Below are 22369 nucleotides of genomic sequence, written 5' to 3' on the forward strand. Positions count from 1 at the left end.
CTCTATACGGATGATCCCCGCAGCTCGGAGGCGTCGGCCGAGGTGTCGTCCGGGAGGTCGTCCAGCGGCTCGCCGGGCTCGTGTGCTGCTCCGTCCAGGGCCGCGTCCCCGTCGTCGTCACCGCCGAGCCAGCCGGACTCGACGGCGCGCATGCCTGCCTGGAAGCGGCTCTTCGCGCCGAGCCGGCCCATCAGGTCCGCGGTGATCCGGCGTCCGGTGCGCACCGAGACACCCAGCCGGCGGGCGACCACCTCGTCCGTGAGTCCTTCCCCGAGCAGGCGCAGGACGGTCTGTTCCTGGCTGGTGAGTTCGTTCTCCTCGGCGGGCTGCCGCGGCCGTTTCCGGCCGCTGAGCGGTACGGCCTTGTCCCATACGTGGTCGAAGAGCGCGCAGAGGTTGGCGAGGATCCCGGGGCTGCGGAACACCATGGCGCCGGCTCCGGAATCGTCCGGGTCGATGGGCACGACCGCCTGCTCCCGGTCGAAGATGAGCATCCGGGAGGGCAGCGAGGCCGTGGTGCGCACGTGGTTGCCGGAACGGAGCAGCCAGCGCGCGTAGTCGACCGACTCGGGGTCGTTGTAGAGGCTGTCGAGGTAGATGGTGTGCATCACGACGCCGCGGCTCTGCAGCGTCTCGCTCAGCGGCCGGCCCGCCGCGCGGCTGGCGGCGGACTGCCCGCCGCCGGGATGGAACGCCAGGAGCGAGTCCTGGCAGGAATGGCTGAGTTCCTCGATCCGTGACCGGATCTCGTCTATTCCCTCGATGCGTTCGGTTTCGATGTGGTGCGACTCCCGCTGCGCCGCGGCGTAGTCGTGGACGAGCCGTGAGACCTCGACACGCGCGTCCGTCATCTGCCGTTGCCGCTCGAGGAAGTCGGCTTCCTGCCGGGCGAGCAGCGCCTGGAGTCCGACGTCCGGCGGGACCGCTCGCAGCGTGCCCGGCGTCTCCCAGGAGGGCCTGATCAGTGACAGCCGTACGCACTCGTCGAGCGCGGAGCGCACGCGGTCGGCCGGCCACCTCAAGGTGTTCATCAGGTCTTCGACCGAAAGTCCCGGCTGCGCCAGCACGGCCCGGTAGAGCTCGGCCGAGTTCTTTCCCAGTCCCAGGAGCTCCAACATCCGATATCCCCCGTGTCATGAAGGCCGCTGCCCCTGCGTCCTCCCCGGCATTCAGAGTGTAATCCGGGCGTTCTAGTTGTTCGATTCTTTTCCCTCATCTCCCATATGACCGCTCTATTCAATTCTTCAACAAGAAGCCGGGTGCGAGGGATTGGCCCACGACAACGCCGAAGGGCGCCCGGACCGTGGATGACCACGACCCGGACGCCCTGAATGATGCCGTGGTGCGGATCCTGGATGGTGCGGATCCTGGGTGGTGCGGATCAGCCGCAACGCCAGACGGCGGGGAAGCGCGGGTAGCTCGCGCCCGGACGGGCCTTCGCGCCGGCGAGCGACCCGTCGTCGCCGAGCGTGCTCAGCACCCCGTCGGCAGGGGCGGCCCCCGCACTGGCGGTCAGCTGCCACAGACTCGCGACCAGCCTCTTGTTGCTGCCGAGGATGAGCCCCTGACTGTTGATGGCCGTGGTGCCCTGGCCGTTGGGCAGGGCCGCCGCCCTGCCGTCCTTGTTCCACACGACGGCGGACCGGGCGAAGTCGGCGGTCAGGGCGTCACCGATGACGTTGCCGTTCGAGATCCCGGTGACCTGGGCGTGCGCCGCGCCGGTCGGTATGGGCAGCTGCCTGGCCGTGCCGTTCTTCCAGAGGTACGGCCGCCAGGTGCCCCGGGGGGCGTCCTCGGCGGTGACCGCCACCGTGCCGTCGGTGTCCACGCCCTCGACCTTGCTGCCCTTGGGGAAGCCGGCCGGCTTGACCACGGTGCCGGGCTGGTCCGCCGGCCACTTGTAGACCTCACGGTAGTTGGGGTCGGCGCCGTAGCCGTCGCCGTAGATGTCCCCGTTCTCGGTGACCACGCGCGTCTGGACGTCGTGGGAGCCGGCGGGCACCGGAAGCTGCTCCAGCTTCCCGTCGCGCGAACGGACCGGGAACCACGTCCAGTTCGGGAAGCCCTCCACCACGCCGGTGATCTTCGCGCCGTGCCCCACCACGGTGCCCGCACTGTTCACGTCGCTGACGTACAGGTCGAAGTCGGCGCCGGCCGCGGGCCCCAGGTCGGTCAGCCTGCCGTCGGTCCAGAGCACGGCGTGCTCCAGCGAGTCGTCCCCGGGGAACTGGACCTCCCCCGCGTACACACCTGCCCCGCCCGTCGCGGTCACGCTCCCGGACTCGATCCCCTCCGGTACCGGCAGGTAGGCGGCCTGGTAGGTGCACGCCTGCTCGGCGGCCTGGGCGGACGGTGCGATACCGGTGACCGCGGAGGCCGCCAGGAACGTCGTGGCCAGGACAGCGGCATTGCGTCTTTTCAGGTTCATGTCATCCCATCGAAGCGGTGGACACCTGCCCACCCAGCGTCCCCACCACCTCTATGCCCCACCTATGCCCCATGGGCAGAACAGCCAGTCACGGGAGCTCCCGGCGTTCGATGACACAAGAAGGCCGCTCAGCGGACGGTTGCGCAAGCTTTAAACTGTCCGCGTGGAAGCAGCGGAGACAGTGGAGCCGGCCGGTGTGACCGGGTGGGAGGTCGCCGTCCTCGACGGTGGACCGGCCGACGGGATGCGGGTGAAGGTCGCCGACCGGCCGCGGGTGGTGCAGGTGACGTATCCCTGCCGGGCCGAGGGTGCGCCGGCCGGGGTGCGGGTCGAGGGGGTCTACGTCTACCGCCTCGACCACGGGGTGACCGAGGAACCGCTGCGCTACGGGTTCGACATCGCCTGTCCCTGAGCTCCCCCGGCGGACCGTGCCCGGCACGTCCGTCACCCGGCCGTGCGGGACCGGTGTTCGTGGTGTGCCCGCGCCGCCGTCAGGCCCACGGCGTACAGGGCCAGGACCGCCGCCAGGAGGCCGTAGTACACGCCGGGCAGCGGGCTCAGGCCCAGGAGCGTGCCCAGCGGGGACATGGGAAGGAACAGACCGGTCGCGGCCAGCGCGGCGGCGGACCAGGTGACCGGGCCCGGCCGCCGGTCGCGCGTGCCGCGTAGGCCGCCGCGTACGCCGAGGGACAGCAGGACCATCACCACGGCCTGCGTCAGCAGGTTCTCCGTGAACCAGCCCGAGTGGAACAGTGCCTCGTCGTCGCCCGGGCCCCGCAGGGCGAAGGCCAGCACGCCGAAGGTCGCGAGGTCCGCCACGGCGTTCAGGGCGCCGAAGCCGACGATGAAGCGCAGCAGCGCCCGGGGGTCCAGGACGGTCGGGCGGCGCAGGGCGGACGGGGCGGGACGGTCGTAGGCGAAGGCCAGTTGGGCCGCGTCGAAGCAGAGGTTCTGGACGAGGACCTGGGCCGGCAGCATCGGCAGGAAGGGCAGGAGCAGGCCCGCGGAGAGCATCGCGATCACGTTGCCGAGGTTGGAGGAGAGCGTGATGCGCAGATACGAGGCGATGTTGCCGCCCGCGTGACGGCCGGCGGCGACCGCGTGGCCGATCGCGGTGAGGTCCTTCCCGGCGAGCACCAGGTCCGCGTTGTCCCTGGTCACCCCGGCCGCGTCGCGTGGGGCGAGGCCCACGTCGGCGGTGCGCAGGGCGGGCAGGTCGTTGACGCCGTCGCCGAGGAAGCCGACCGTGTGGCCGCCGGTCTGGAGGGCCCGGGTGATCCGGGTCTTGTGGTCGGGGGTGCAGCGGGCGAAGACGGTCGTACGGCCTGCGAGGTCGGTCAGTTCGGCGTCGGTGAGGGTGTCGAGGCGGTCGGCGGTGAGCACCCCGTCCACCGGGATGCCCAGGTCACGGCAGGCACGGGCCGCGGTGCCCGGGTGGTCGCCGGTGAGGACCTTGACGGTGACGCCCCGCGCGGCGAGTCCGGCGAGGGCCTCGGCGGCGGTGGGGGCGAGCTCGTCCCGGAGGGTGACCAGGCCGCGGAAGGTGAGGCCGCGCTCCTGGGGGCGCACCCCGGCGGGGCGTTCGGCGGTGGCGACGGCGAGGACGCGCAGCCCGTCCGCGGCCTGGGCCGCGGCGAGGGCACGGAGCCGGGCGCGCTCCTCGTCGGACAGGGCACAGCGTTCCAGGACGGCCTCCGCGGCACCCTTGGTGATCAGGGTGTGCGTACCGAGCCGGCCGGGGGTGCGGACGACGACCGTGGCCAGGCGGCGGCCCGGGTCGAAGGGGAGCGCCGTGACCCCGTCGTACGACGTGAGCGTGTCCTCGTCGACGGCGGTGAGGAGGGCCTCGTCCAGGGCGTCGGGGGCGGGCAGGTCGGCCAGCTGGAGGGACCACCAGGCGGCGGCCGCGGCCCAGCGCAGTACCCCGGGGTCGTCGTGGCCCTCGGCGTCGAGCGCGCGGTCGACGACCGGGCGGTCCTGGGTGAGGGTGCCGGTCTTGTCGACGCACAGGACGTCCATGGCGCCGATGTCGTGCAGGGCGGGGAGCCGTCGGACGATGACGTCGTGGGTGCGGGCGAGTCGGGCGGCGCCGCGGGCCAGGCAGGTCGTGACCAGGACCGGGAGCATCTCGGGGGTCAGGCCCACCGCCACCGCGACGGCGAACGGGAGGGTCTCCAGGCCGCGGCCGCGGAGGGCCGCGTTCGCCATGAGGACCAGGGGCGGGGTCAGCAGGGCGAAGCGGATCAGGATCCAGGAGACGCCCTGGACGGAGCGTTCGAAGGTGGTCGCCGGTGGTTTCCCGGTACGGCGGTACGCGGCGGCGAACCGGGTGTCGGCGCCGGTCGCGGTGACCACGGCGGTGGCGCTGCCGGCGGCGACGCTGGTGCCCTGGAAGCAGAGGTGGGGGTGCTGGAAGTCGCCGGTGCCGGCCGCGGAGTCCGTGGTGTCGCTCTCCGCGGCGGACTTCCGCACGGGTGCCGACTCTCCGGTCAGGGCGGCCTGGTGGACGGTGAGTCCGGCCGAGCGCAGCAGTCGTACGTCCGCGGGGATCAGGTCGCCCGGGCCGAGCCGTACGACATCGCCGGGGACGAGTTCCTCGACCGGGATCTCGCGGGTGGCCGGGGCGGTGTCCTCGTCGGCCCGGCGCTGGACCGTGACCGTGGTCGCCACCAGGCGGCGCAGGCCCGCGGTGGAGCGGTCGGCCCGGTGTTCGCCGGAGGCCCGCAGAACGCAGCTCACGACGACCAGCAGGAGGATCACCGAGGCGGTGCCCCAGGCGTGGACGGCGGCCGACACCAGTCCCAGGCAGAGCAGCACCGCGGTGAACGGGTCCCGCGCGCTCCGGGCGAACAGCCGGGCCCAGGACGGGTCCCGGGCGTCCGGCACCCGGTTCTCCCCGACCCGGGCGAGCCGCTCCTCCGCCTCCCCCTCCGTCAGCCCCCGCGGACCGGCGTCGAGCCGACGGAAGACTTCGAGGAGGGTGGGCGTGGGGGTGGTCGAGGGGGTGGGTGCCGGCCGACCGGACTCACCAGGAACCTCCGTCCCCGCCCCCCGCAGGGGGACCGTGTCCTCGGGTCGGGCCGTCGGCGGGGGCTCGGGGGCGGCCGTCGGGTGGTCAGACACCGGCCTCGTGGAGCCGGGGCGAGGCCGGGGAGGAGGTCTCGCGGGCCGTCAGCTGGCCGACCATCACGCGGACCACCGTCACGATGTCGGGGTCGTCGACGTAGTAGATCTGGCGGCGGCCCTCGCGGCGGGACCTGACCAGGCCCGCGAGTTTCAGTTTCGCCAGGTGCTGGCTGACCGCGGGGAGCGCGCCGCCCACCCGGTCGGCGAGGTGGGTGACATCGCTCTCGCCCTGGGACAGCGCCCACATGAGGTGCAGCCGGGCCGAGGAGGCGAGGAGTCCGAACGCGGCGGCCGCCTCGGCGAGCACCTCGGCCGAGGGGTCCTGGAAACCGCCGACGCCCCCGACGACCTTCGCCACAGCCCGCTCCTGTCCTCCCACGTCGACCACAGACGCCCCAGTGTAGGCACGGCACAGTGATCGTCCCGCTTCGTCCGGTACCGGTCCCTCCCCTCGTGGGGACCGGTACCGGAGGAAGCGGGTGACCGTGGGTGGAACGTGTGTGAGGTCTTCCGGCGCGCTGGTTGGCACGCGGGGCGCCGGGATGGTGGCCTGTCAGGGCGTCGCCCGATGGCTGGGCCGCGGGGTCATGATCCTGCCAGTCAAGGGGCGCAAAGAGGAGGTTCCGGTACCGGAGGCAGTGCGTTACCGCAGGTCAGCCGTATAGGGTGAGTTTTCCGGTCCGGATTCAACCGCGAGGGAAGTAAGGGGTGGAAGACCTTGAGTGCCGACTCAGGGGCACGCACGGCCTTCGCGGAGCGTCTCGCCCTGCTGTACCGAGAGGCAGGGAATCCGCCCCTCAAGCGGGTGTCCGAGGGAGTCGGCCGGCTCCAGCGTGTCGACGAGCGCGGGCGGCCCGTGCGGGTGTCCGCGCAGCGCATCAGCGACTGGCGGCGGGCCCGTAACGTACCCGCTCAGTTCACCGCGCTCGCGGCCGTGCTGCACATCCTCATTCCCGAAGCGCGGCGTATCAGTCCCACTCCCGTCTCGGCCGGGCTGTACGACCTCGGCCAGTGGCAGCGGCTGTGGGAGCGGGCGGTGGCACCCGAGGAGGACGAGGGGCCGCAGCAGGCGGAGGCCCCGGCCGGTGTCTGCCCCTACCGCGGTCTGGCCTCCTACCGGCAGGAGGACGCCCGCTGGTTCTTCGGCCGGGAGCGCAGCACCGAGGCGCTCGTCAAGCTGCTCCGCTCGGCCGCCGAGACCGGTACCGGCGGTCTGGTGATGCTCGTGGGCGCCTCCGGCGCGGGCAAGTCCTCGCTGCTCAACGCCGGTCTGGTGACCGCGCTGGCGGACGGGGCGCTGGACGGGGAGGCCGGTGGCCCGGCCGTCCTGCAACTGGTGCCGGGCGCCGATCCGCTCGCGGAACTGACCCGTCGTATACCCGGCCTGGCCCCGGTCGTCGCCGAAGCCGACGCCCGTACAACCGACACCCGTACAGCCGACGCCGGTGCGCCGGACCGCCCTCCCGAATTCGCCGCCGCCGTGCGGGACGCGGTCGCCTCGTGGGCTCAGCACGAGGGCGCCGCCGCCCGGGCGGTCGTGATCGTGGACCAGTTCGAGGAGGCTTTCACCCTCTGCTCGGACGAGACGGCCCGGCGCACCTTCGTCCAGCTGCTGCACGCGGCCTGCACCCCCGCGGGACCCGACGCCGAGGCCCCCGCCCTGGTGCTTCTCGGCATCCGTGCCGACTTCTACGAGCGGTGCCTCGACCACCCCGAGCTGGCGGACGCGCTCCAGCACCGGCACATGGTGCTCGGGCCGCTGACCAGCGGGGAGCTGCGCGAGGCCGTGACCGGTCCGGCCCGCGCCGTGGGGCTGGAGCTGGAGCCGGGGCTCGCGGAGCTGATCGTGCGCGAGGTGAGCGCCGACGGTCCGCGCGGCGCCCATGACGCGGGCGTGCTGCCACTGCTCTCGCACGCCCTGCTCGCGACCTGGCAGCGCCGCAAGGGCGGCCGGCTGACCTTGGCCGGCTATCGCGCGGCCGGTGGGATCCAGGGCGCGGTGGCGGCGACCGCCGAGCGGGCCTGGTCCGGCCTCGATCCGGCGGCGCGTACGGCGGCCCGGTTGCTGCTGCTGCGGCTGGTGCGGCTCGGCGAGGACACCCAGGCCACCCGCCGCCGCGGCACCCGGCGTCAGCTGGCCGCGGAGTCCACGGACCCGGGCAAGACCGAGGAGTCGCTCGAGGCGCTGGTGCGGGCCCGGCTGGTGACGCTGGACGCGGAGACCGTGGAGATCACCCACGAGGCCCTGCTGACGGCGTGGCCGCGGCTGCGCGAGTGGATCGACGAGGACCGCAGCGACCATCTGCTGCGCCAGCGCATCGAGGAGGACGGCCGCTCCTGGGAGGGCTCGAACCGCGACTCCTCGCTGCTGTACCGGGGCTCCCGGCTGGAGCAGGCCCGCAGCTGGGCGAAGTCCGCCGGGGACACCTATCTGACCCGCAGCGCGGTGGAGTTCCTGGCCGCCTCGGTGCGGCTGCGCCGGCGTACCGTGCTGATCGCCCGGGGCGCGGTGTCGGCCCTGGTGGTCCTCGCGATGGTGGCCGTGGGTTCCGCGGTGGTGGCCTGGCAGCAGCGCAACGACGCCGTGTTCGAGCAGGTGGTCGCGGAGGCGGACCGCGTCCAGTACACGAACCCCTCGCTGTCCGCCCGGATCGACCTGGTCGCGCACAGGCTGCGGCCCGACGACGAGGGCACCAACACCCGGCTGATCTCCATCGTCAACGCGCCCCTCGCCACCCCGCTCACCGGCCACACCGGTGCCGTGTACCTCACCTCGTTCAGCCCGGACGGCCGGCTCCTGGCCACCGCCGGCTACGACCGGACCGTGCGGCTGTGGGACGTGGGCGACCGCCGGCACCCCGAGGCGCTCGGCGAGCCTCTCACCGGTGGCACGAGCTGGGTGAGCAGCGCGGTCTTCAGCCCCGACGGCACGACCCTGGCCAGTGCCGGGGACGACGGGACGATCCGGCTGTGGGACGTCCGGGACCCCCGGCATCCGAAGTCCCTCGGCGCTCCCCTGGCCGGACATCGCGGCACCATCTACCTGATCGCGTTCAGCCCGGACGGGCGCACGCTGGCCTCCGCCGGGGAGGACAGGACCGTACAGCTGTGGGACATGCGCGACGCGGCACGGCCCGAGCCGCTCGGTGCCCTGACCGGTGCCGGGGCCGCCGTGCGGACCGTGGCGTGGAGCCCCGACGGGCGCACACTGGCGGCCGGGGGCGACGACAAAACGATTCGGCTGTGGAACACCGCGGACCCTCGGCGCCCGAAGATGTACCCCAGGGGTCTCGTCGGGCACACCGGCCTGGTGCACTCGGTCGCCTTCAGCCCGGACGGCCGTACGCTCGCGACCGGCAGCGCCGACGACACCGTCCGGCTGTGGGACGTGGCCGACCCGGCCGCGGCGGGCCCCGTCGGCTCGCCCCTTACCGGCCACACCGGGCCCATCTGGTCCGTGGCCTTCAGCCCCGACGGGGGCACGCTCGCCGCAGCCAGCGCGGACAGCACGGCGAGCCTGTGGAACGTGAGCGACCCGGCGTACCCCTCGCAGGTCGGCGAGCCGCTCGCCGGGAGCAGCGGGGAGATGTACGCGCTGGGCTTCAGCCCGGACGGCCGTACGCTCGCGACGGGCAGCGGCGACAGCAAGGTGCGGCTGTGGTCGATCCCGTCGGGGGACGTGGTGGGCGGCAGCGGGGCGTTCCGGCGGGACGGCAAGGTGCTCGCCACGGCCGGGCGGGACGGACGGATCCGGCTGTGGAAGGTGACGGACCCGGCCCGGCCCGTGGCCCTGGGCGAGCCGTTCACCCCCGAGGTGCGCGACCCGGACTCCCAGGTGCAGTTCTCCCCCGACGGCCGCATCCTCGCGGTGCTCGCCACCGGCCGGGTCCACCTGTGGAACGTCACCGACCCGTCCCGGCCCGCCCCCTACGGTCCGGCGCTCGTCCTGCGCTCCCGGTTCATGGGCCCGGACGCGCTGGCGTTCAGCCCGGACGGACGCACCATGGCCACCGCCTACGACAGCCGCAGCCTCCAGCTGTGGGACGTCACCGACCCGGCCCACCCGGCCTCCCACGGCCCGGTCGCCGGCCACCGGGGATACATCAACGGCCTCGCCTTCAGCCCGGACGGCCGGACCCTGGCCAGCGGCAGCGCGGACGGCACGATCCGGCTGTGGAAGGTGACGGACCCAGTCCGTACGACCGCGCTCGGCCCGCCGCTCACCGGGCACGCGGGGCCCGTCAACGTGCTCGTCTTCAGCCCGGACGGCCGCACCCTGGCCAGCGGCGGTGACGACGACACGGTCCGGCTGTGGGACGTGGCCGACCCCGCGCACGCCGAGCGGGCGGGTGCCGCCCTCACCGGGCACACCGAGGCGGTGGTGTCCCTGACGTACAGCCGCGACGGCACGAGGCTGGCCAGCGGCGGCAACGACAACACGGTCCGGCTCTGGGACGTGTCCGACCCGTCCGCGGCCGGACCCATCGGGCAGTCGATGAGCCCCAACGCCAAGACCGGCAACTTCCTCTCCTTCAGCCCCAACAGCCGCATGCTCGGGGTGTCCAGCGGCTCCGACACGATCCGGCTGTGGGACCTCGACGTCGACGACGCGATCGACCGCATCTGTGCCACCACCGGGAACGTCCTGACCCGCCAGGAGTGGGAGGAGTACCTGCCCCGGCTCTCGTACGATCCTCCGTGCGACTGAAGCGCATTACGTGATCCCGCTCACAACTTCTCCCCCCGGCTGAGCAGTCCGCTCCCGCTGTTCCATTTGCCTTGTTAGTCTTGGCCACAGCCCGACCGCTGGTGCATCCCCCGTCGCCAGCGGTCGGGTCTTTCCGTGTCCGGGGCACGTTTTAGGCTGTGCCGGTGCACATAACGATCATCACGGCCGTTCATGCCCCGTCCGCCCGCTTCCTGCCCGAGGCCTACGCCTCGGTGTGCGCACAGGAACTGCCCGAGGGCTGGGGATGGCGCTGGGTGATACAGGAGGACGGACGCACGGACGAGGTGCACCCGTACGTCCCCGACGACCCCCGCGTGACCTTCCGTCAGGGGCGCTCCGGCGGGCCGGGCGTCGCCCGCACGATCGCACTCGCACACGCGACGGGGCCGTACGTGAAGGTCCTGGACGCCGACGACCTGCTCACCCCGGGCGCCCTGGCCCGGGACCTCGCCGCACTGGAGGCCGACCCCGCGCTCGGCTGGGCGACCTCCCGCGCGCTGGACCAACTGCCGGACGGCACCACGGTCGCCTTTCCCGGCGATCCCGGCGAGGGCCCCCTCGCCTCCGGGGCGCTGCTCGCGCACTGGAAGGCCCACTCCTTACCGCTGGTCGTCCCCGGCACCCTCTTCGTCCGCCGGGAGCTGCTGCTCGCCCTCGGCGGCTGGATGGCCCTGCCCGCCTCCGAGGACACCGGCCTGCTGCTGGCCCTGGATGCCGTCAGCCCCGGCTGGTTCACCGCCGAACCCGGCCTCCTGTACCGCCAGTGGGAGGGCCAGGTCACCGGCCAACCGGCGCATGTGGACGCGGCGGAACTGAAGGCCCGGATCGCGGTGACGGAGGCACGGGCACGAGCACTGGCCGCGCTGGACTGGAGCCGCTGAAGCGGCGGTTGGGCCCTGGAGGGGGTCGCCGACACGCGCGCCGTGCGGTGCCGGTCGGCTACCGGTCGAAGTCCAGGTCCAGCATGCGGATCGCGTTGCCCCGCATCAGCTTGTAGACCACGTCGTCCGGGAGACCGGCCACGTGTTCCTCGGCGACCTTCTTCGTGTGCGGCCACGTCGAGTCCACGTGCGGGTAGTCGGTCTCGAAGGTCGCGTTGTCGACGCCGACGGTCTCGATCGCCTCGATGCCGTGCCGGTCGCGGAAGAAGCAGCAGAAGATCTGCCGGTAGTAGTACGTCGACGGCGGCTCCGGGATCAGGTCCCTGACCCCGCCCCAGGCCCGGTGCTCCTCCCAGACGTCGTCGGCGCGTTCCAGGGCGTACGGGATCCAGCCCATCTGGCCCTCGCTGTACGCCAGTTTCAGGCGGGGGAACTTCACCAGCACCCCGCTGAACAGGAAGTCCATCATCGAGGCCATGGCGTTGTTGAAGGACAGGGAGGCCTGGACGGCGGGCGGGGCGTCGGGCGAGGCGGCCGGCATCTGGGAGCTGCTGCCGATGTGCATGTTGACGACCGTGCCGGTCTCCTCGCAGGCCGCGAAGAACGGGTCCCAGTAGCCGGAGTGGATCGACGGCAGACCCAGATAGGTCGGGATCTCGCTGAAGGTGACGGCCCTGACGCCCCGTTCGGCGTTGCGGCGGATCTCCGCGACCGCGAGGTCGACGTCCCACAGCGGGATCAGGCACAGCGGGATGAGCCGGCCCCCGCTGTCCCCGCACCACTCCTCGACCATCCAGTCGTTGTAGGCGCGCACACAGGCGAGCCCGACCTCCTTGTCCTTGGCCTCGGCGAAGGTCTGCCCGCAGAACCGCGGGAAGGTGGGGAAGCAGAGGGAGGCCTCGACATGGTTCATCTCCATGTCCTCGATCCGGGCCTTGGGGTCCCAGCAGCCGCGCCGCATCTGCTCGCGGGTGATCCCGTCGAGGGTCATCTCGTCCCGCGAGAAGCCGACGGCCGCGATGATCCGCTTGTACGGGAAGAGCAGGCCCTCGTACTCCCACCAGTCCGTGAGCTGGCCTTCCGGATCGGTGGTGAACCGGTACTTCCCGCCGACGTACGCGAGTTCCCCGATGCCGGCGGTGAGCGGCTTCGGCCCCCGGTCCCGGTACCTGGCCGGGAGCCAGGTCTCGAAGAGGTGGGCGGGTTCGATCACGTGGTCGTCCACGCTGATGACTCTGGGGATGTCCCTGGTGCCCGGTCCGGGTCCGGTTCCGCTTTCGCTGGTGACGGCCATTGCCTGCCCCCTAGCCGATATCTGATGGGTCGTCAGATTGCAGGCTAGGGGGAGGGTCCTACGACGGCAAGGGCTTGTGGGGTTCAGCGGGGCGCGGCGGCCACCACCGCGCACGCCCGCTCACGGTGGTCAACCGGTGAGCCGCCGGGCGAACAGGTCGAGCAGCGCCTCCCAGTGACGTTCCGTCGCCGCCGCGCCGTACATCGCCGTGTCGGCCTGGGTGAACGTGGTGGGCGCCTTCGAGGGCCAGGACCTGCGGGTCGCCGACGCGCTGCGGGCCCGTCCGGCGGACGAGGACCCCTGGACGGCGCTGCGACACGCCCTGGACGCGGTGATCGTGCGGTACCACCAGGACCCGGCCGACGCTCTCGCCACCACCCGGCTGGTCTATGGCACGCCGTCCCTGTGCGCCCGCCACCTGGAGAAACAGCACAGCTGGCGGCCCGCCCTGGCCGCGGCCCTCGCCGACCGCGCGGGCTCCGAGGGGCCGGCGACCCTCGCCCAGACCGTCCTGGCCGGAGCCGCGCTGAACTGCCTGAACGTCGCGCTGGCCCACTGGACCGACTCCGACGGGCGGCTCGACCTCGTCACCCTGCTCGACGAGGCCTTCGCGGCGACCCGGGGCGCGTGACGGTCAGTTGTTCCAGGTCTCGTCGTACGGGTCGGACGGGGTCGGGACCGGCTTCGCGGCGGTGACCCGGAGGTACGGGATCGGGCCGCCGTTGACCGAGTCCTTGGTCCGCTTGCCGGTGTAGGTGCCGGTGACCTGGAGCCAGCCGTCCGGCCTGAGGACCGGCGGGACCTGGCCGGTGAGGCCGACCTTGACCGGCTGGGCGTCCGCCGCGCAGCAGTTGAGGGCCATGCGGACCAGGTAGGGGGCGCCGGAGTGGTCCAGGGCGACGAACCCGGTGATGGTGATCTGCCGCCCGGCGAGACCCCGGCCGTGCTCGTAGACCGCCCGGCCCGCGTAGTCGGCCAGGCCCAGACGCAGCGGGCCGCTCGCGGGGAGCTTCTGGTAGCCGTACGCCTGCTGGAGGGCCGTGCCCGTGCGCATCGCGCTGTAGGAGCCGAGCGCGGGCGGGGCGACGAGGATGAGGGCGAAGAGGGGGAGGACGAGGAGCCAGGAGACGCGGGGTTCGCGGTGGGAGTGGTCCCCGTGGTCGTCGTCCTCGGGGCCGTGGTTCTCGTGGCCATGGCCCTCGAGGCTGTCCGCCCGGCGTTTGTGGCGCCACTCGTACCAGGTCGTCGCCAGGGCCGTCGCGATGAGGACGACACCGGCCGCGAGGACCAGCGGACGCAGCCCCGCCTTGACGTAGCGGAGGTAGAGGTCGGTGAGGCCCGCGTGCAGGAGGGCCGCGCCGAGGACGAACAGGACCGCGGACTGCGCCTGCCGGTTCACAGCATCACCCACCCGGTCAGCACCGACACCACGATCGCCAGGGCGAGGGTGGCGGGGGCGAAGCGCAGCGCGAAGGCGCGGCCGAAGGTGCCGGTCTGCATCGCGAACAGCTTCAGGTCGATCATCGGGCCGACGACCAGGAAGGTCAGCCGCGCGGTCAGTGAGAACTGGGTGAGGGAGGCGGCCACGAAGGCGTCCGCCTCCGAGCAGATCGACAGCACCACGGCGAGCGCGGCCAGGGCCAGCACCGCGATCACCGGGTTCTCCGCCGCCGTACGCAGCCACGTCTGCGGGACCACCGCCTTCAGGGTCGCCGCCGCCATCGCGCCGACGACCAGGAAGCCGCCCGCGTGCATCACGTCGTGCCGCACCGAGCCCCAGAAGGCGGCGCCCTTGCCCTGCCCCTCGTACGCGTGCCGGGTCGGCGGCTTCAGCAGATCGGTGCGGCCGAGGCGCAGCCACAGCCAGCCCATCGCGCAGGCCACCAGCAGGCTCGCGACGAGCCGGGCCACGACCATCTCCGGGTCCCGGGGGAAGGCCACGGCGGTCGCGGTCAGCACGATCGGGTTGATCGCCGGGGCGGAGAGCAGGAAGGCGAGGGCCGCGGCCGGGGTGACACCGCGCCGCACCAGCGCGCCCGCCACCGGCACGGACGCGCATTCGCAGCCCGGCAGCACCACACCCGCCGCCCCCGCCACCGGCACCGCGAGGACCGGGTTGCTCGGCAGCGCGCGGGCGAAGAAGGACGGCGGCACGAACACCGCGATCGCCGCCGACAGCAGCACCCCGAGCACCAGGAAGGGCAGCGCCTGCACGAGCACGGCGACGAACACCGTCATCCAGCTCTGCATCACCGGCGCGCCCAGCGCCGCCCGGATCGGACCCTGGCAGAGCACCACCAGGAGCATCAACAGGGTCAGCGCGAGAGGGGAGTTGAGCCGCCGCGCCTCCGGGTCCGGCGCCGGGGCCGGCGCCTCGGGTGCTGCCGGGCGCCGGTCCTCGCCGGTGTCCCGCGTGGGCGGGGGTGCTTTGGTGACGGCCACGGCCGGGATCCCTCCGGTGGTGAGGTGCTGGTTTCCCTCCTGGTGCGTACGACAGGGAAGGTCCCTTTGCTCAGCGTGCGCGGCGGTTTGGGGAATTCTTGGCAGAGAGGCTCCTCACCTGCCGTACGTGGCACCACCCGTCCCGGTAGGGCAGTCTTCTCCCTCGTGGGGAGCGTTCCGAACCAGGGTCCAGGGCAGCCGGGCGACGCGGCCGCGCACATGGTGGTGTGCGGCGACGACGGGCTCGCGCACCGGCTGGCGGCCGAACTCAGAGGGGTCTACGGCGAGCAGGTCACGCTCGTCGTACCGGCCTCCGAACGGTCCGTGCGGCCACCGGTGGTGGTGCGGGCCCGGTCCGCGTCCGCGCTGCTGGACCGGGTGGTGACCGCGGCCGCGGGCCTGACCGGCAACGGCGCCGGCACCGGCGCCGTCACCGCCGTCGGCGAACCCCCGGGCGGCATACGGCTGATGGAGGCCGCCGAGCCGACCGAGGCCGCGCTCGCCGCGGCGGGCGTGGAACGCGCGGACGCGCTCGCGCTCGTGTACGACGACGACGAGACCAACATCCGCGCCGCCCTCACCGCCCGCCGCCTCAACCCCCGGCTGCGGCTGGTGCTGCGGCTCTACAACCGCCGCCTCGGCCAGCACATCGAGGAACTCCTCGACCAGGCCGCCGTGCTGGCCTCCGGCGGCCCGGCCGACGGGACCGGCTTCGACGCCTCCACCACCGTGCTCTCCGACGCCGACACCGCCGCGCCCGCGCTGGCCGCCACCGCCCTCACCGGCACCAGCAAGGTCCTCCAGACCGGCGGCCTGCTGCTGCGCGCGGTCGAACGGCCGCCCGCCGGGGCCGGGGTGAGCGCCGGTCCCGGTCTCGCCACGCTCGCCCTGCTCTCGCAGACCGACAGCCAGGGGCGCGCCGACGACCAGGGACCGGCACTGCTGCCGGACGCGGCAGCCGTACGGGACGGCGGCGGACGGGCCACCGTAGTGCTGGAGCAGGTCTCGTACGCCGGGCCCGCGCTGCCCGACGGGCGGGGCGTGATGCCCTGGTTCGCCTCGCTGTTCTCGCGCCGGCTGCGGTGGTCGCTGGCCGGAATGGTGGGGTGCGTGGTCGCGCTGGCCGTCGCGCTGTGGCTGGTGACCGGGATCCATCCCCTGCGCGCCTTCTATCTGACCCTCCTCGATCTGTTCGCGATCGACGACCCCGCGATCGGGGAGTCCGTCGGCCGGCAGATCCTGCAACTCCTGTCCGGACTCGCCGGACTGCTCCTCCTCCCGGTGCTCCTCGCCGCCGTCCTGGAGGCGCTCGGAACCTTCCGCACGGTGTCCTCCCTGCGCAAACCGCCCCGTGGCCTCGGCGGACACGTGGTGCTCCTCGGTCTCGGCAAGATCGGCACCCGGGTGCTGACGCGGCTGCGGGAGCTGAACATCCCCGTGGTCTGCGTCGAGTCCGACCCCGAGGCCCGGGGACTGGCCACGGCCCGCCGGCTGCGGGTGCCGGTGGTGCTCGGGGACGTCACCCAGGAAGGGGTCCTGGAGGCGGCCAAGATCCACCGCGCGCACGCCCTGCTCGCGGTGACCAGCGCGGACACGACGAACCTGGAGGCCGTGCTGTACGCGCGGGCCGTGCGGCCCGATCTCCGGGTGGTGCTGCGGCTGTACGACGACGACTTCGCGACGGCGGTGTACCGGACCCTGCGGGCGGCCCACCCGGCCGCCTCGACGCGGAGCCGGAGCGTGTCGCATCTCGCGGCTCCCGCGTTCGCCGGGGCGATGATGGGGCGGCAGATCCTGGGGGCGTTCCCGGTCGAGCGGCGGGTGCTGCTGTTCGCGGCGGTGGAGGTGGGCGGGCATCCCCAGCTGGAGGGGAAGACGGTCGGGGAGGCGTTCCGGGCCGGGTCGTGGCGGGTGCTGGCCCGGGAGGAGTCGGGGGACGCGCCCGGGCTGGCGTGGGATCTGCCGGACACGTATGTGCTCCAGCCGTCGGACCGGGTGGTGCTGGCGGCCACGCGGCGGGGGTTGGCGGAGCTGCTGGGGCGGCGGGGCCGGGAGCGGTCGGGAACGTAGGTGTGCGAGAGCGTCGTGCCGGGTCGGGTCGTGGTGCGACTGCGGGCGGTTGGGGGCGGGCCGCGCAGTTCCCCGCGCCCCTCGGGGGGGACCGCTCGGCCGACTTCGACTGCACCCACTCAGGGGCGCGGGGCTGTGACATAAGCGGCTCCGCCGCGGGGCGCGACCAGCCCCCACGCACCCGCGGACGAAACTCCTCCCCGCTACCCCAAATGCCTCGCCGCGAAGTCCAGTTCCAGCTTCACCTGCTTGATCCGCTCGTCCACCACGAGTGAGCCGTGGCCCGCGTCGTACCGGTACACCTCGTGCACCGCACCCCGCGATTCCAGCCGCTTGACGTAGTTGTCGACCTGGCGGATCGGGCACCGGGGGTCGTTGACACCCGCCGAGATGTACACGGGGGCCTTCACCTGGTCGACGTACGTCAGAGGCGACGACGCCTCGAACCGCTCGGGCACCTCCTCCGGCGTGCCGCCCAGCAGCGTCCGGTCCATCGCCTTCAGCGCCTCCATCTCGTCGTGGAACGCCGTGACGTAGTCCGCGACCGGCACCGCCGCGATGCCCAGCGCCCACGCGTCCGGCTGGGTGCCCAGGCCGAGGAGGGTGAGGTAGCCGCCCCAGGAGCCGCCCGTGAGGATCAGCCGGTCGGGGTCGGCGAGGCCGGACGTGATCGCCCATTCCCGCACCGCCGCGATGTCCTCCAGCTCGATCAGGCCGACCCGGTGCTTGAGCGCGTCGGTCCACTCCCGCCCGTACCCCGTGGAGCCGCGGTAGTTGACCCGCACGACCGCGTACCCGTGGTCCACCCAGGCCGCGGGACCGGCCGCGAAGGAGTCGCTGTCGTGCCAGGTCGGACCGCCGTGGATGTCGAAGACCGTCGGCAGCGGTCCCGTCGCCCCCGCCGGCTTCTGCACCAGGGCGTGGATACGGCCGCCCGGGCCCTGCACCCACACGTCCTCCACCGGCACCGAGCCGGGGGACTTCAGGCCCGGCGGGTCGAGCACCACCTCACCCGTCGTCGAGCGCACCGCCGACGGCTCGGCGGCCGAGGACCACAGGTACTCCACGCTGCCGTCGGGGCGGGCCGTCGCCCCGGAGACCGAGCCGGGCGGGGTCGGGACCTTCTCGAGCCGGCCGCTCGCCAGGTCGTACCGGAAGAGCTCGCTGCGTGCCTCGAAGCTGTGCACGATGAGCAGACCGGTGCCGTCCGGGTACCACTCGGCGCCCACGTCACCGGGCAGGTCCAGGTCCAGGTCGGTCTCCTCGGAGGTGGCCACGTCCCACACCAGCGGCTCCCAGCGACCGCGCCGCTGGTGTCCGACGAGCAGCCGGGTGTCGCCGACGACCGGCGCGAAGCCCAGGACCTCCAGGCCGAGCTCCTCGGCGCCGCCCTTGGTGTCGTCGAGTTCGGCGACCGCCGTGCCGTCCGGGCGGACCACGCGCAGGGCCGAGTGCATCGCGTCGCCGTGCTCGGTGTGCTCGACGGCGATCAGCGAGCCGTCGTGGGAGAGGTCGCCGACGCCCGCCGACTCGCGGTGCCGGTAGATCTCCACCGGCTCCTCGCCGGTCCGCACGAGATGGATGGAGGTGCCCTCGTCGTCGGTGGAGCGGCCGACGACCGCCGTACGGCCGTCCCGGCCCAGGGCCAGGCCCGCGGGGTAGGAGGCCTCCAGGCCCGGCGCGGCGGGCTCGTCCGGTCCGCCCTCGAAGGGCTGGCGGCGCCAGACGCCGAACTCGTCGCCGTCCTTGTCGTCGAACCACCAGATCCAGGCGCCGTCCGGGGAGAGCACGCCGTCCGTGGTGCCGTTGGGCCGGTCCGTCACCTGGCGCTGCTCGCCCGTGGCCCTGTCCCAGGCGTACAGCTCGTAGGTCCCGGTGGCGTTGGACACGAACAAGGAACGGTCCGGGGCGTCCTCCGCCCAGTCCGGCAGGGACACCCGGGGCGCCCGGAAGCGCTTCTCCCAGTCCGGCATCTCGTTGATCCGCTCGGCCGCGGCGGACCCGTTGCTCTCAGTCATGACCCCATACTGCCTGCCCTCACAGACAATCCGCAGACGAGGTCCCCAGCCTGTGGAAAACTTCTACCGGCCGCTTACCCGGACCCCTTCCCACCAGGCCCGGAAGCCCGCTCCCGGGTCGATTGTCAGTGGCGGGGTGCAGACTCGTCCGCATGACCGATCTGCGCAAGACCGTGGAGAGTTTCTGGGCCTTCGCCGAGGCCCGCGACTGGAGCGCGTTCGCGGACACCCTCGCCGAGGACGTCGTCTACACCCTGCCGCAGACCCGCGAGCGCGTCAGCGGCCGGGAGCGGTACGTCGAGTTCAACCGGGAGTACCCGGGCGACTGGCACCTGCGGATCGAGCGGATGGTCGCCGAACCGGAGCAGGTGGTCACCTGGGTCCACGTCACGGTGGGGCTGGAGGAGATGTACGGCATCTCGTTCTTCACCGGTGACGGGAGCGGCCGTATATCCGCGGTCACCGACTTCTGGCCGGAGCCGTACGAACCCCCGGCCGGCCGGGACCACCTGACCGAGCGGTACTGACCCCGCGCCCCGGTCGCCCGGGGCGTCCCCGTACCGTGGGGGTGTGTACCGGTTTCTGCTGACGCCCCGCTGGTTCGGCATCAACGTCTTCGTCCTGCTCGCCATCCCGTTCTGCATCTTCATGGGGTCATGGCAGCTGAGCCGGTTCGAGGACCGGATGACGGAGAGCCGCGAGGCCGAGAAGCAGGTCGTCACGGACGTGCGGGAGGCCCCGCGGCCGCTGGCCGAGCTGCTGCCGGTGGACAAGGCGACCTCCGGCAAGCAGGCCACCGCGACCGGCCGGTACGACAAGCAGCTGCTAGTCCCCGACCGGCAGCTGGGCGACCGCGAGGGGTACTACGTCCTGACCCTGCTGCGCACCGACGGCGGCGAGGCCCTGCCCGTGGTGCGCGGCTGGCTGCCGGGCACCCCCGATCCGGCGAAGGTCCCGGCCCCGCCTAAGGGCGAGGTCACCGTCACCGGCGCGCTCCAGGCCTCCGAGACCCCGGGGGACAACGGCGTCAGTGCGCGGGGCGGGCTCCCGGCCGGGCAGACCGCGGCGATCAGCGCGGCCTCGCTGATCAACCTCGTGCCCTACGACGTGTACGACGCGTGGGTCACCCTGAACACCGGTGACTCCGGGATGAAGGCCGTACCGGCGACCGCGCCCGCCGACAGCGGGCTGGACCTGAAGGCGTTCCAGAACCTCGGCTACACCGGCGAGTGGTTCGTCTTCGCCGGCTTCGTGGTCTTCATGTGGTTCCGGCTGGTGCGCCGCGAGGTGGAGTTCATCCGGGACGCGGAACTGGGGATCGTCCCGGACGACGACCAGCCGGAACAGGGCCCGCGGAGCCAGGGCCGGCAGGACCGGGGACAGCAGGACCAGCCCCAGGCGAAGACGCCCGCCTGAGCAGCGCCTTCGCCGTCACGCCCGCCGTACCCCGGCGCGCGGTCTCCCGCACGCCGTCACGACGACGTCAGCACACCCGTCCAGTACACGGTCCCCGCGCACGCGTTGGGCACCGTCGTGGACACCGACGGGCCGCCCGCCTGCGCCGTGTTGGTCACCAGGACGCTGCCGTCGGCCGTGCCGTCGGTCATGAGCTGGGTGGAGGTGCCGGTGTCGCCGCCGGTCGAGGAACCCTCGCTGGTGGAGGTGTCCGGGGAGGACGTGGGATCGGGGGTGGGGTCGGTCGAGGGATCCGTGGTGGGGCAGGTCTCGGACGGCACCCAGGCGAACTTCACGTCGTAGGAGGAGCCCGGCTGGAGCAACAGCTGGGAGACCTCGGCCGCCGGGTCGGGCAGCCCGGTCGCCGGGTCACCGGAGACATGCCGGAGGGCACCGATCTTGCTCGCGTCGGCCGCGCCCTGCGCGCTCGGGGTCACGATGCCGGGACCGGTGACCGTGCAGGCGGCGGTGGAGCCGTTCGTGACGTGGAAGCTGCCGTAGACCGTGCCGGAGGCGTCGGGCGCGGCGGTGGTCGCGGTGGGCGTGCCCAGCTGCGCGGCCGTACAGGCCGGGGTGCTCGCGGCGGACGTGGCGGACGGGTCGGCGCCACTGCTGGCACCGGAGCTCGCGCCCGCGGTCTTGCCCTTCTCGTCGCCCTTGGTCTCGCCCTTGCCCTTGTCCTCCGTCTTGCCGGCGGAGCCGCCGGAGGTGGACTCGCCGCCCTCCTCCTGCTTGCCCTGGCTCGCGCCGCCCTGCATCTGGGAGGTGTGCCCGGCGTTGGAGGTGTTGGCACTGGTGTCGGTGGAGGAGACGTGCACGACGGCGGGGATGGCGGTGCCGATGAACAGGGCCGCGGCGGCCATGCCCACCAGGGCCTGCCGCTTGCGTGCCCGTCGGGCGGGGACCGCCTTGCGCAGATGCTCCAGGGTGCCGTCGCGCGGCTCCATCTCCTGGACCGCCAGCTGAAGCATCCGTCGCAGTGCCAGCTCGTCCGAGTCGAACTCCCCCGTGGAGCTCAGATCGTCGGGGCCGTGATTCACAGTTCCGTTCCCAGCGTGCGATTGGTTGTGCTCTTGCTTGCCCACCCACGTCGGCTCGTGCCACTCGTAGGGTTCGTGTCGCCGTTCGTCGGAGCCACTCCCGCCGCTCATGCCGGCGCCTCCATGGCGACGCGCAGCGCGGCGATCCCCCGGGAGCCGTACGCCTTGACGGAGCCCAGTGAGATGCCGAGCGTGTCGGCGACCTGGGCCTCGGTCATGTCCGCGAAGTAGCGCAGGACCAGGACCTCGCGCTGGCGGCGCTGAAGCCCCTTCATGGCCTTGATGAGCGAGTCGCGCTCCAGCTGGTCGTAGGCCCCCTCCTCGGCGCTCGCCATGTCGGGCATCGGCTTGGACAGCAGCTTCAGTCCGAGGATGCGCCGGCGCAGGGCCGAGCGGGAGAGGTTGACGACCGTCTGACGCAGGTACGCGAGCGTCTTCTCGGGGTCGCGGACGCGTTTGCGTGCCGAGTGGACGCGGATGAAGGCCTCCTGGACGACGTCCTCGCAGGAGGCGGTGTCGTCGAGCAGGAGGGCGGCGAGACCCAGCAGCGAGCGGTAGTGCGCGCGGTAGGTCTCGGTCAGGTGGTCGACGGTGGTCCCGGCTGCCGCCGCTTCCTCGGCGCCGTCACGCTGACTGGGTATGCGGGTGGGCCGCGCTGCGGGCATGGGCGCGATCACCGGCATGCCACCGGGCGCCCCGGGCCTGCGGGGCCGGAGGACGGCCGCGCCGCTCGGCGCGGCCGGGAAGTCGAGTACCTGAGCCACGCCAGTTGGACACGCTCACCCCCGTGAGGGTTGTACGCCGCTGTCCGTCTTCTCTCAGGCAGCACAACTGACCGTGCGTCAAACGCGCTCATGCCTACCCGCTCTTCCCCTGTGTCCTGAAT

General features: G+C 72.9%; 17 protein-coding genes. 7 read left to right on the top strand and 10 right to left on the bottom strand.

The features are described from left to right. Positions 1–2 precede the first annotated feature (2 nt). Both OHN19_RS19605 and OHN19_RS19610 read right to left on the bottom strand, forming a co-directional pair. A complete protein-coding gene (locus tag OHN19_RS19605) occupies positions 3–1118 on the bottom strand; it encodes a LuxR C-terminal-related transcriptional regulator (RefSeq protein ID WP_330265432.1) in 1116 nt (371 codons plus the stop codon). 263 nt (positions 1119–1381) lie between these two features. Continuing rightward, on the bottom strand, positions 1382–2428 hold the full coding sequence (locus OHN19_RS19610; RefSeq protein WP_330265433.1) for a hypothetical protein: 1047 nt from the start codon (positions 2426–2428) through the stop codon (positions 1382–1384). Between the two features lie 181 nt (positions 2429–2609). On the opposite strand from OHN19_RS19610, the gene OHN19_RS19615 reads away from it, so the two are divergent. Beyond that, positions 2610–2840, top strand: coding sequence for a hypothetical protein (locus OHN19_RS19615; protein ID WP_330269652.1), 231 nt, complete (start codon positions 2610–2612; stop codon positions 2838–2840). A 32-nt stretch (positions 2841–2872) separates the two neighbouring features. Here the strand turns inward: OHN19_RS19615 and mgtA are convergent, their stop codons facing one another. Next, positions 2873–5485: a magnesium-translocating P-type ATPase gene (gene mgtA / locus OHN19_RS19620; protein WP_330269653.1), complete on the bottom strand. Its 2613-nt coding sequence runs from the start codon at positions 5483–5485 to the stop codon at positions 2873–2875. A 58-nt stretch (positions 5486–5543) separates the two neighbouring features. Beyond that, positions 5544–5912, bottom strand: a complete 369-nt coding sequence (locus tag OHN19_RS19625) for a metalloregulator ArsR/SmtB family transcription factor (protein ID WP_330265434.1) — start codon at positions 5910–5912, stop codon at positions 5544–5546. A gap of 360 nt (positions 5913–6272) precedes the next feature. On the opposite strand from OHN19_RS19625, the gene OHN19_RS19630 reads away from it, so the two are divergent. Both OHN19_RS19630 and OHN19_RS19635 read left to right on the top strand, forming a co-directional pair. Beyond that, positions 6273–10262 (top strand): AAA family ATPase, encoded by a 3990-nt coding sequence (locus tag OHN19_RS19630; RefSeq protein WP_330265435.1) that lies wholly within the window; start codon positions 6273–6275, stop codon positions 10260–10262. A 158-nt stretch (positions 10263–10420) separates the two neighbouring features. After that, complete coding sequence (locus tag OHN19_RS19635) at positions 10421–11164, top strand: glycosyltransferase family 2 protein (RefSeq protein WP_330265436.1); 744 nt, start codon at positions 10421–10423, stop codon at positions 11162–11164. A gap of 58 nt (positions 11165–11222) precedes the next feature. On the opposite strand, the gene OHN19_RS19640 is transcribed toward OHN19_RS19635, so the two are convergent. After that, positions 11223–12458 carry an amidohydrolase family protein gene (locus tag OHN19_RS19640; RefSeq protein ID WP_330265437.1) on the bottom strand — a complete coding sequence of 412 codons (1236 nt, stop codon included), beginning with the start codon at positions 12456–12458 and terminating at the stop codon, positions 11223–11225. Between the two features lie 208 nt (positions 12459–12666). Between OHN19_RS19640 and OHN19_RS19650 the strand changes: the two genes are divergently transcribed. Beyond that, positions 12667–13089: a TetR family transcriptional regulator gene (locus OHN19_RS19650; RefSeq protein ID WP_391195762.1), complete on the top strand. Its 423-nt coding sequence runs from the start codon at positions 12667–12669 to the stop codon at positions 13087–13089. A gap of 3 nt (positions 13090–13092) precedes the next feature. Here the strand turns inward: OHN19_RS19650 and OHN19_RS19655 are convergent, their stop codons facing one another. Both OHN19_RS19655 and OHN19_RS19660 read right to left on the bottom strand, forming a co-directional pair. Further along, the gene (locus OHN19_RS19655; RefSeq protein WP_330265439.1) at positions 13093–13857 is read right to left on the bottom strand and encodes a TIGR03943 family putative permease subunit; all 765 of its coding nucleotides are present in this window, start codon (positions 13855–13857) and stop codon (positions 13093–13095) included. Further along, complete coding sequence (locus tag OHN19_RS19660; RefSeq protein WP_330265440.1) at positions 13854–14900, bottom strand: permease; 1047 nt, start codon at positions 14898–14900, stop codon at positions 13854–13856. The genes OHN19_RS19655 and OHN19_RS19660 overlap by 4 nt, the downstream gene beginning before the upstream one ends. Before the next feature lie 219 nt (positions 14901–15119). On the opposite strand from OHN19_RS19660, the gene OHN19_RS19665 reads away from it, so the two are divergent. After that, the gene (locus OHN19_RS19665; protein ID WP_330269654.1) at positions 15120–16970 is read left to right on the top strand and encodes an NAD-binding protein; all 1851 of its coding nucleotides are present in this window, start codon (positions 15120–15122) and stop codon (positions 16968–16970) included. A 203-nt stretch (positions 16971–17173) separates the two neighbouring features. On the opposite strand, the gene OHN19_RS19670 is transcribed toward OHN19_RS19665, so the two are convergent. Further along, the gene (locus tag OHN19_RS19670) at positions 17174–18988 is read right to left on the bottom strand and encodes a prolyl oligopeptidase family serine peptidase (protein ID WP_330265441.1); all 1815 of its coding nucleotides are present in this window, start codon (positions 18986–18988) and stop codon (positions 17174–17176) included. Between the two features lie 152 nt (positions 18989–19140). Here OHN19_RS19670 and OHN19_RS19675 point away from each other — a divergent pair, with 152 nt between their 5' ends. Beyond that, a complete protein-coding gene (locus OHN19_RS19675; protein WP_330265442.1) occupies positions 19141–19515 on the top strand; it encodes a nuclear transport factor 2 family protein in 375 nt (124 codons plus the stop codon). A gap of 43 nt (positions 19516–19558) precedes the next feature. Then, complete coding sequence (locus OHN19_RS19680; RefSeq protein ID WP_330265443.1) at positions 19559–20404, top strand: SURF1 family protein; 846 nt, start codon at positions 19559–19561, stop codon at positions 20402–20404. A 56-nt stretch (positions 20405–20460) separates the two neighbouring features. On the opposite strand, the gene OHN19_RS19685 is transcribed toward OHN19_RS19680, so the two are convergent. Both OHN19_RS19685 and OHN19_RS19690 read right to left on the bottom strand, forming a co-directional pair. Beyond that, the gene (locus OHN19_RS19685) at positions 20461–21483 is read right to left on the bottom strand and encodes a hypothetical protein (RefSeq protein ID WP_330265444.1); all 1023 of its coding nucleotides are present in this window, start codon (positions 21481–21483) and stop codon (positions 20461–20463) included. 107 nt (positions 21484–21590) lie between these two features. Next, positions 21591–22247 carry a SigE family RNA polymerase sigma factor gene (locus OHN19_RS19690; protein WP_330265445.1) on the bottom strand — a complete coding sequence of 219 codons (657 nt, stop codon included), beginning with the start codon at positions 22245–22247 and terminating at the stop codon, positions 21591–21593. Between the last annotated feature and the right edge of the window lie 122 nt (positions 22248–22369).

This window comes from Streptomyces griseorubiginosus (genome assembly GCF_036345115.1).
GTDB lineage: Bacteria > Actinomycetota > Actinomycetes > Streptomycetales > Streptomycetaceae > Streptomyces > Streptomyces griseorubiginosus_C.

Excerpts from the sequence above, each read along its gene's own strand:
- OHN19_RS19610 (WP_330265433.1), bottom strand. The coding sequence starts at position 2,428 with ATGAACCTGAAAAGACGCAATGCCGCTGTCCTGGCCACGACGTTCCTG.
- OHN19_RS19605 (WP_330265432.1), bottom strand. The coding sequence starts at position 1,118 with ATGTTGGAGCTCCTGGGACTGGGAAAGAACTCGGCCGAGCTCTACCGG.
- OHN19_RS19665 (WP_330269654.1), top strand. The coding sequence starts at position 15,120 with ATGGTGGTGTGCGGCGACGACGGGCTCGCGCACCGGCTGGCGGCCGAA.
- OHN19_RS19675 (WP_330265442.1), top strand. The coding sequence starts at position 19,141 with ATGACCGATCTGCGCAAGACCGTGGAGAGTTTCTGGGCCTTCGCCGAG.
- OHN19_RS19640 (WP_330265437.1), bottom strand. The coding sequence starts at position 12,458 with ATGGCCGTCACCAGCGAAAGCGGAACCGGACCCGGACCGGGCACCAGG.
- OHN19_RS19670 (WP_330265441.1), bottom strand. The coding sequence starts at position 18,988 with ATGACTGAGAGCAACGGGTCCGCCGCGGCCGAGCGGATCAACGAGATG.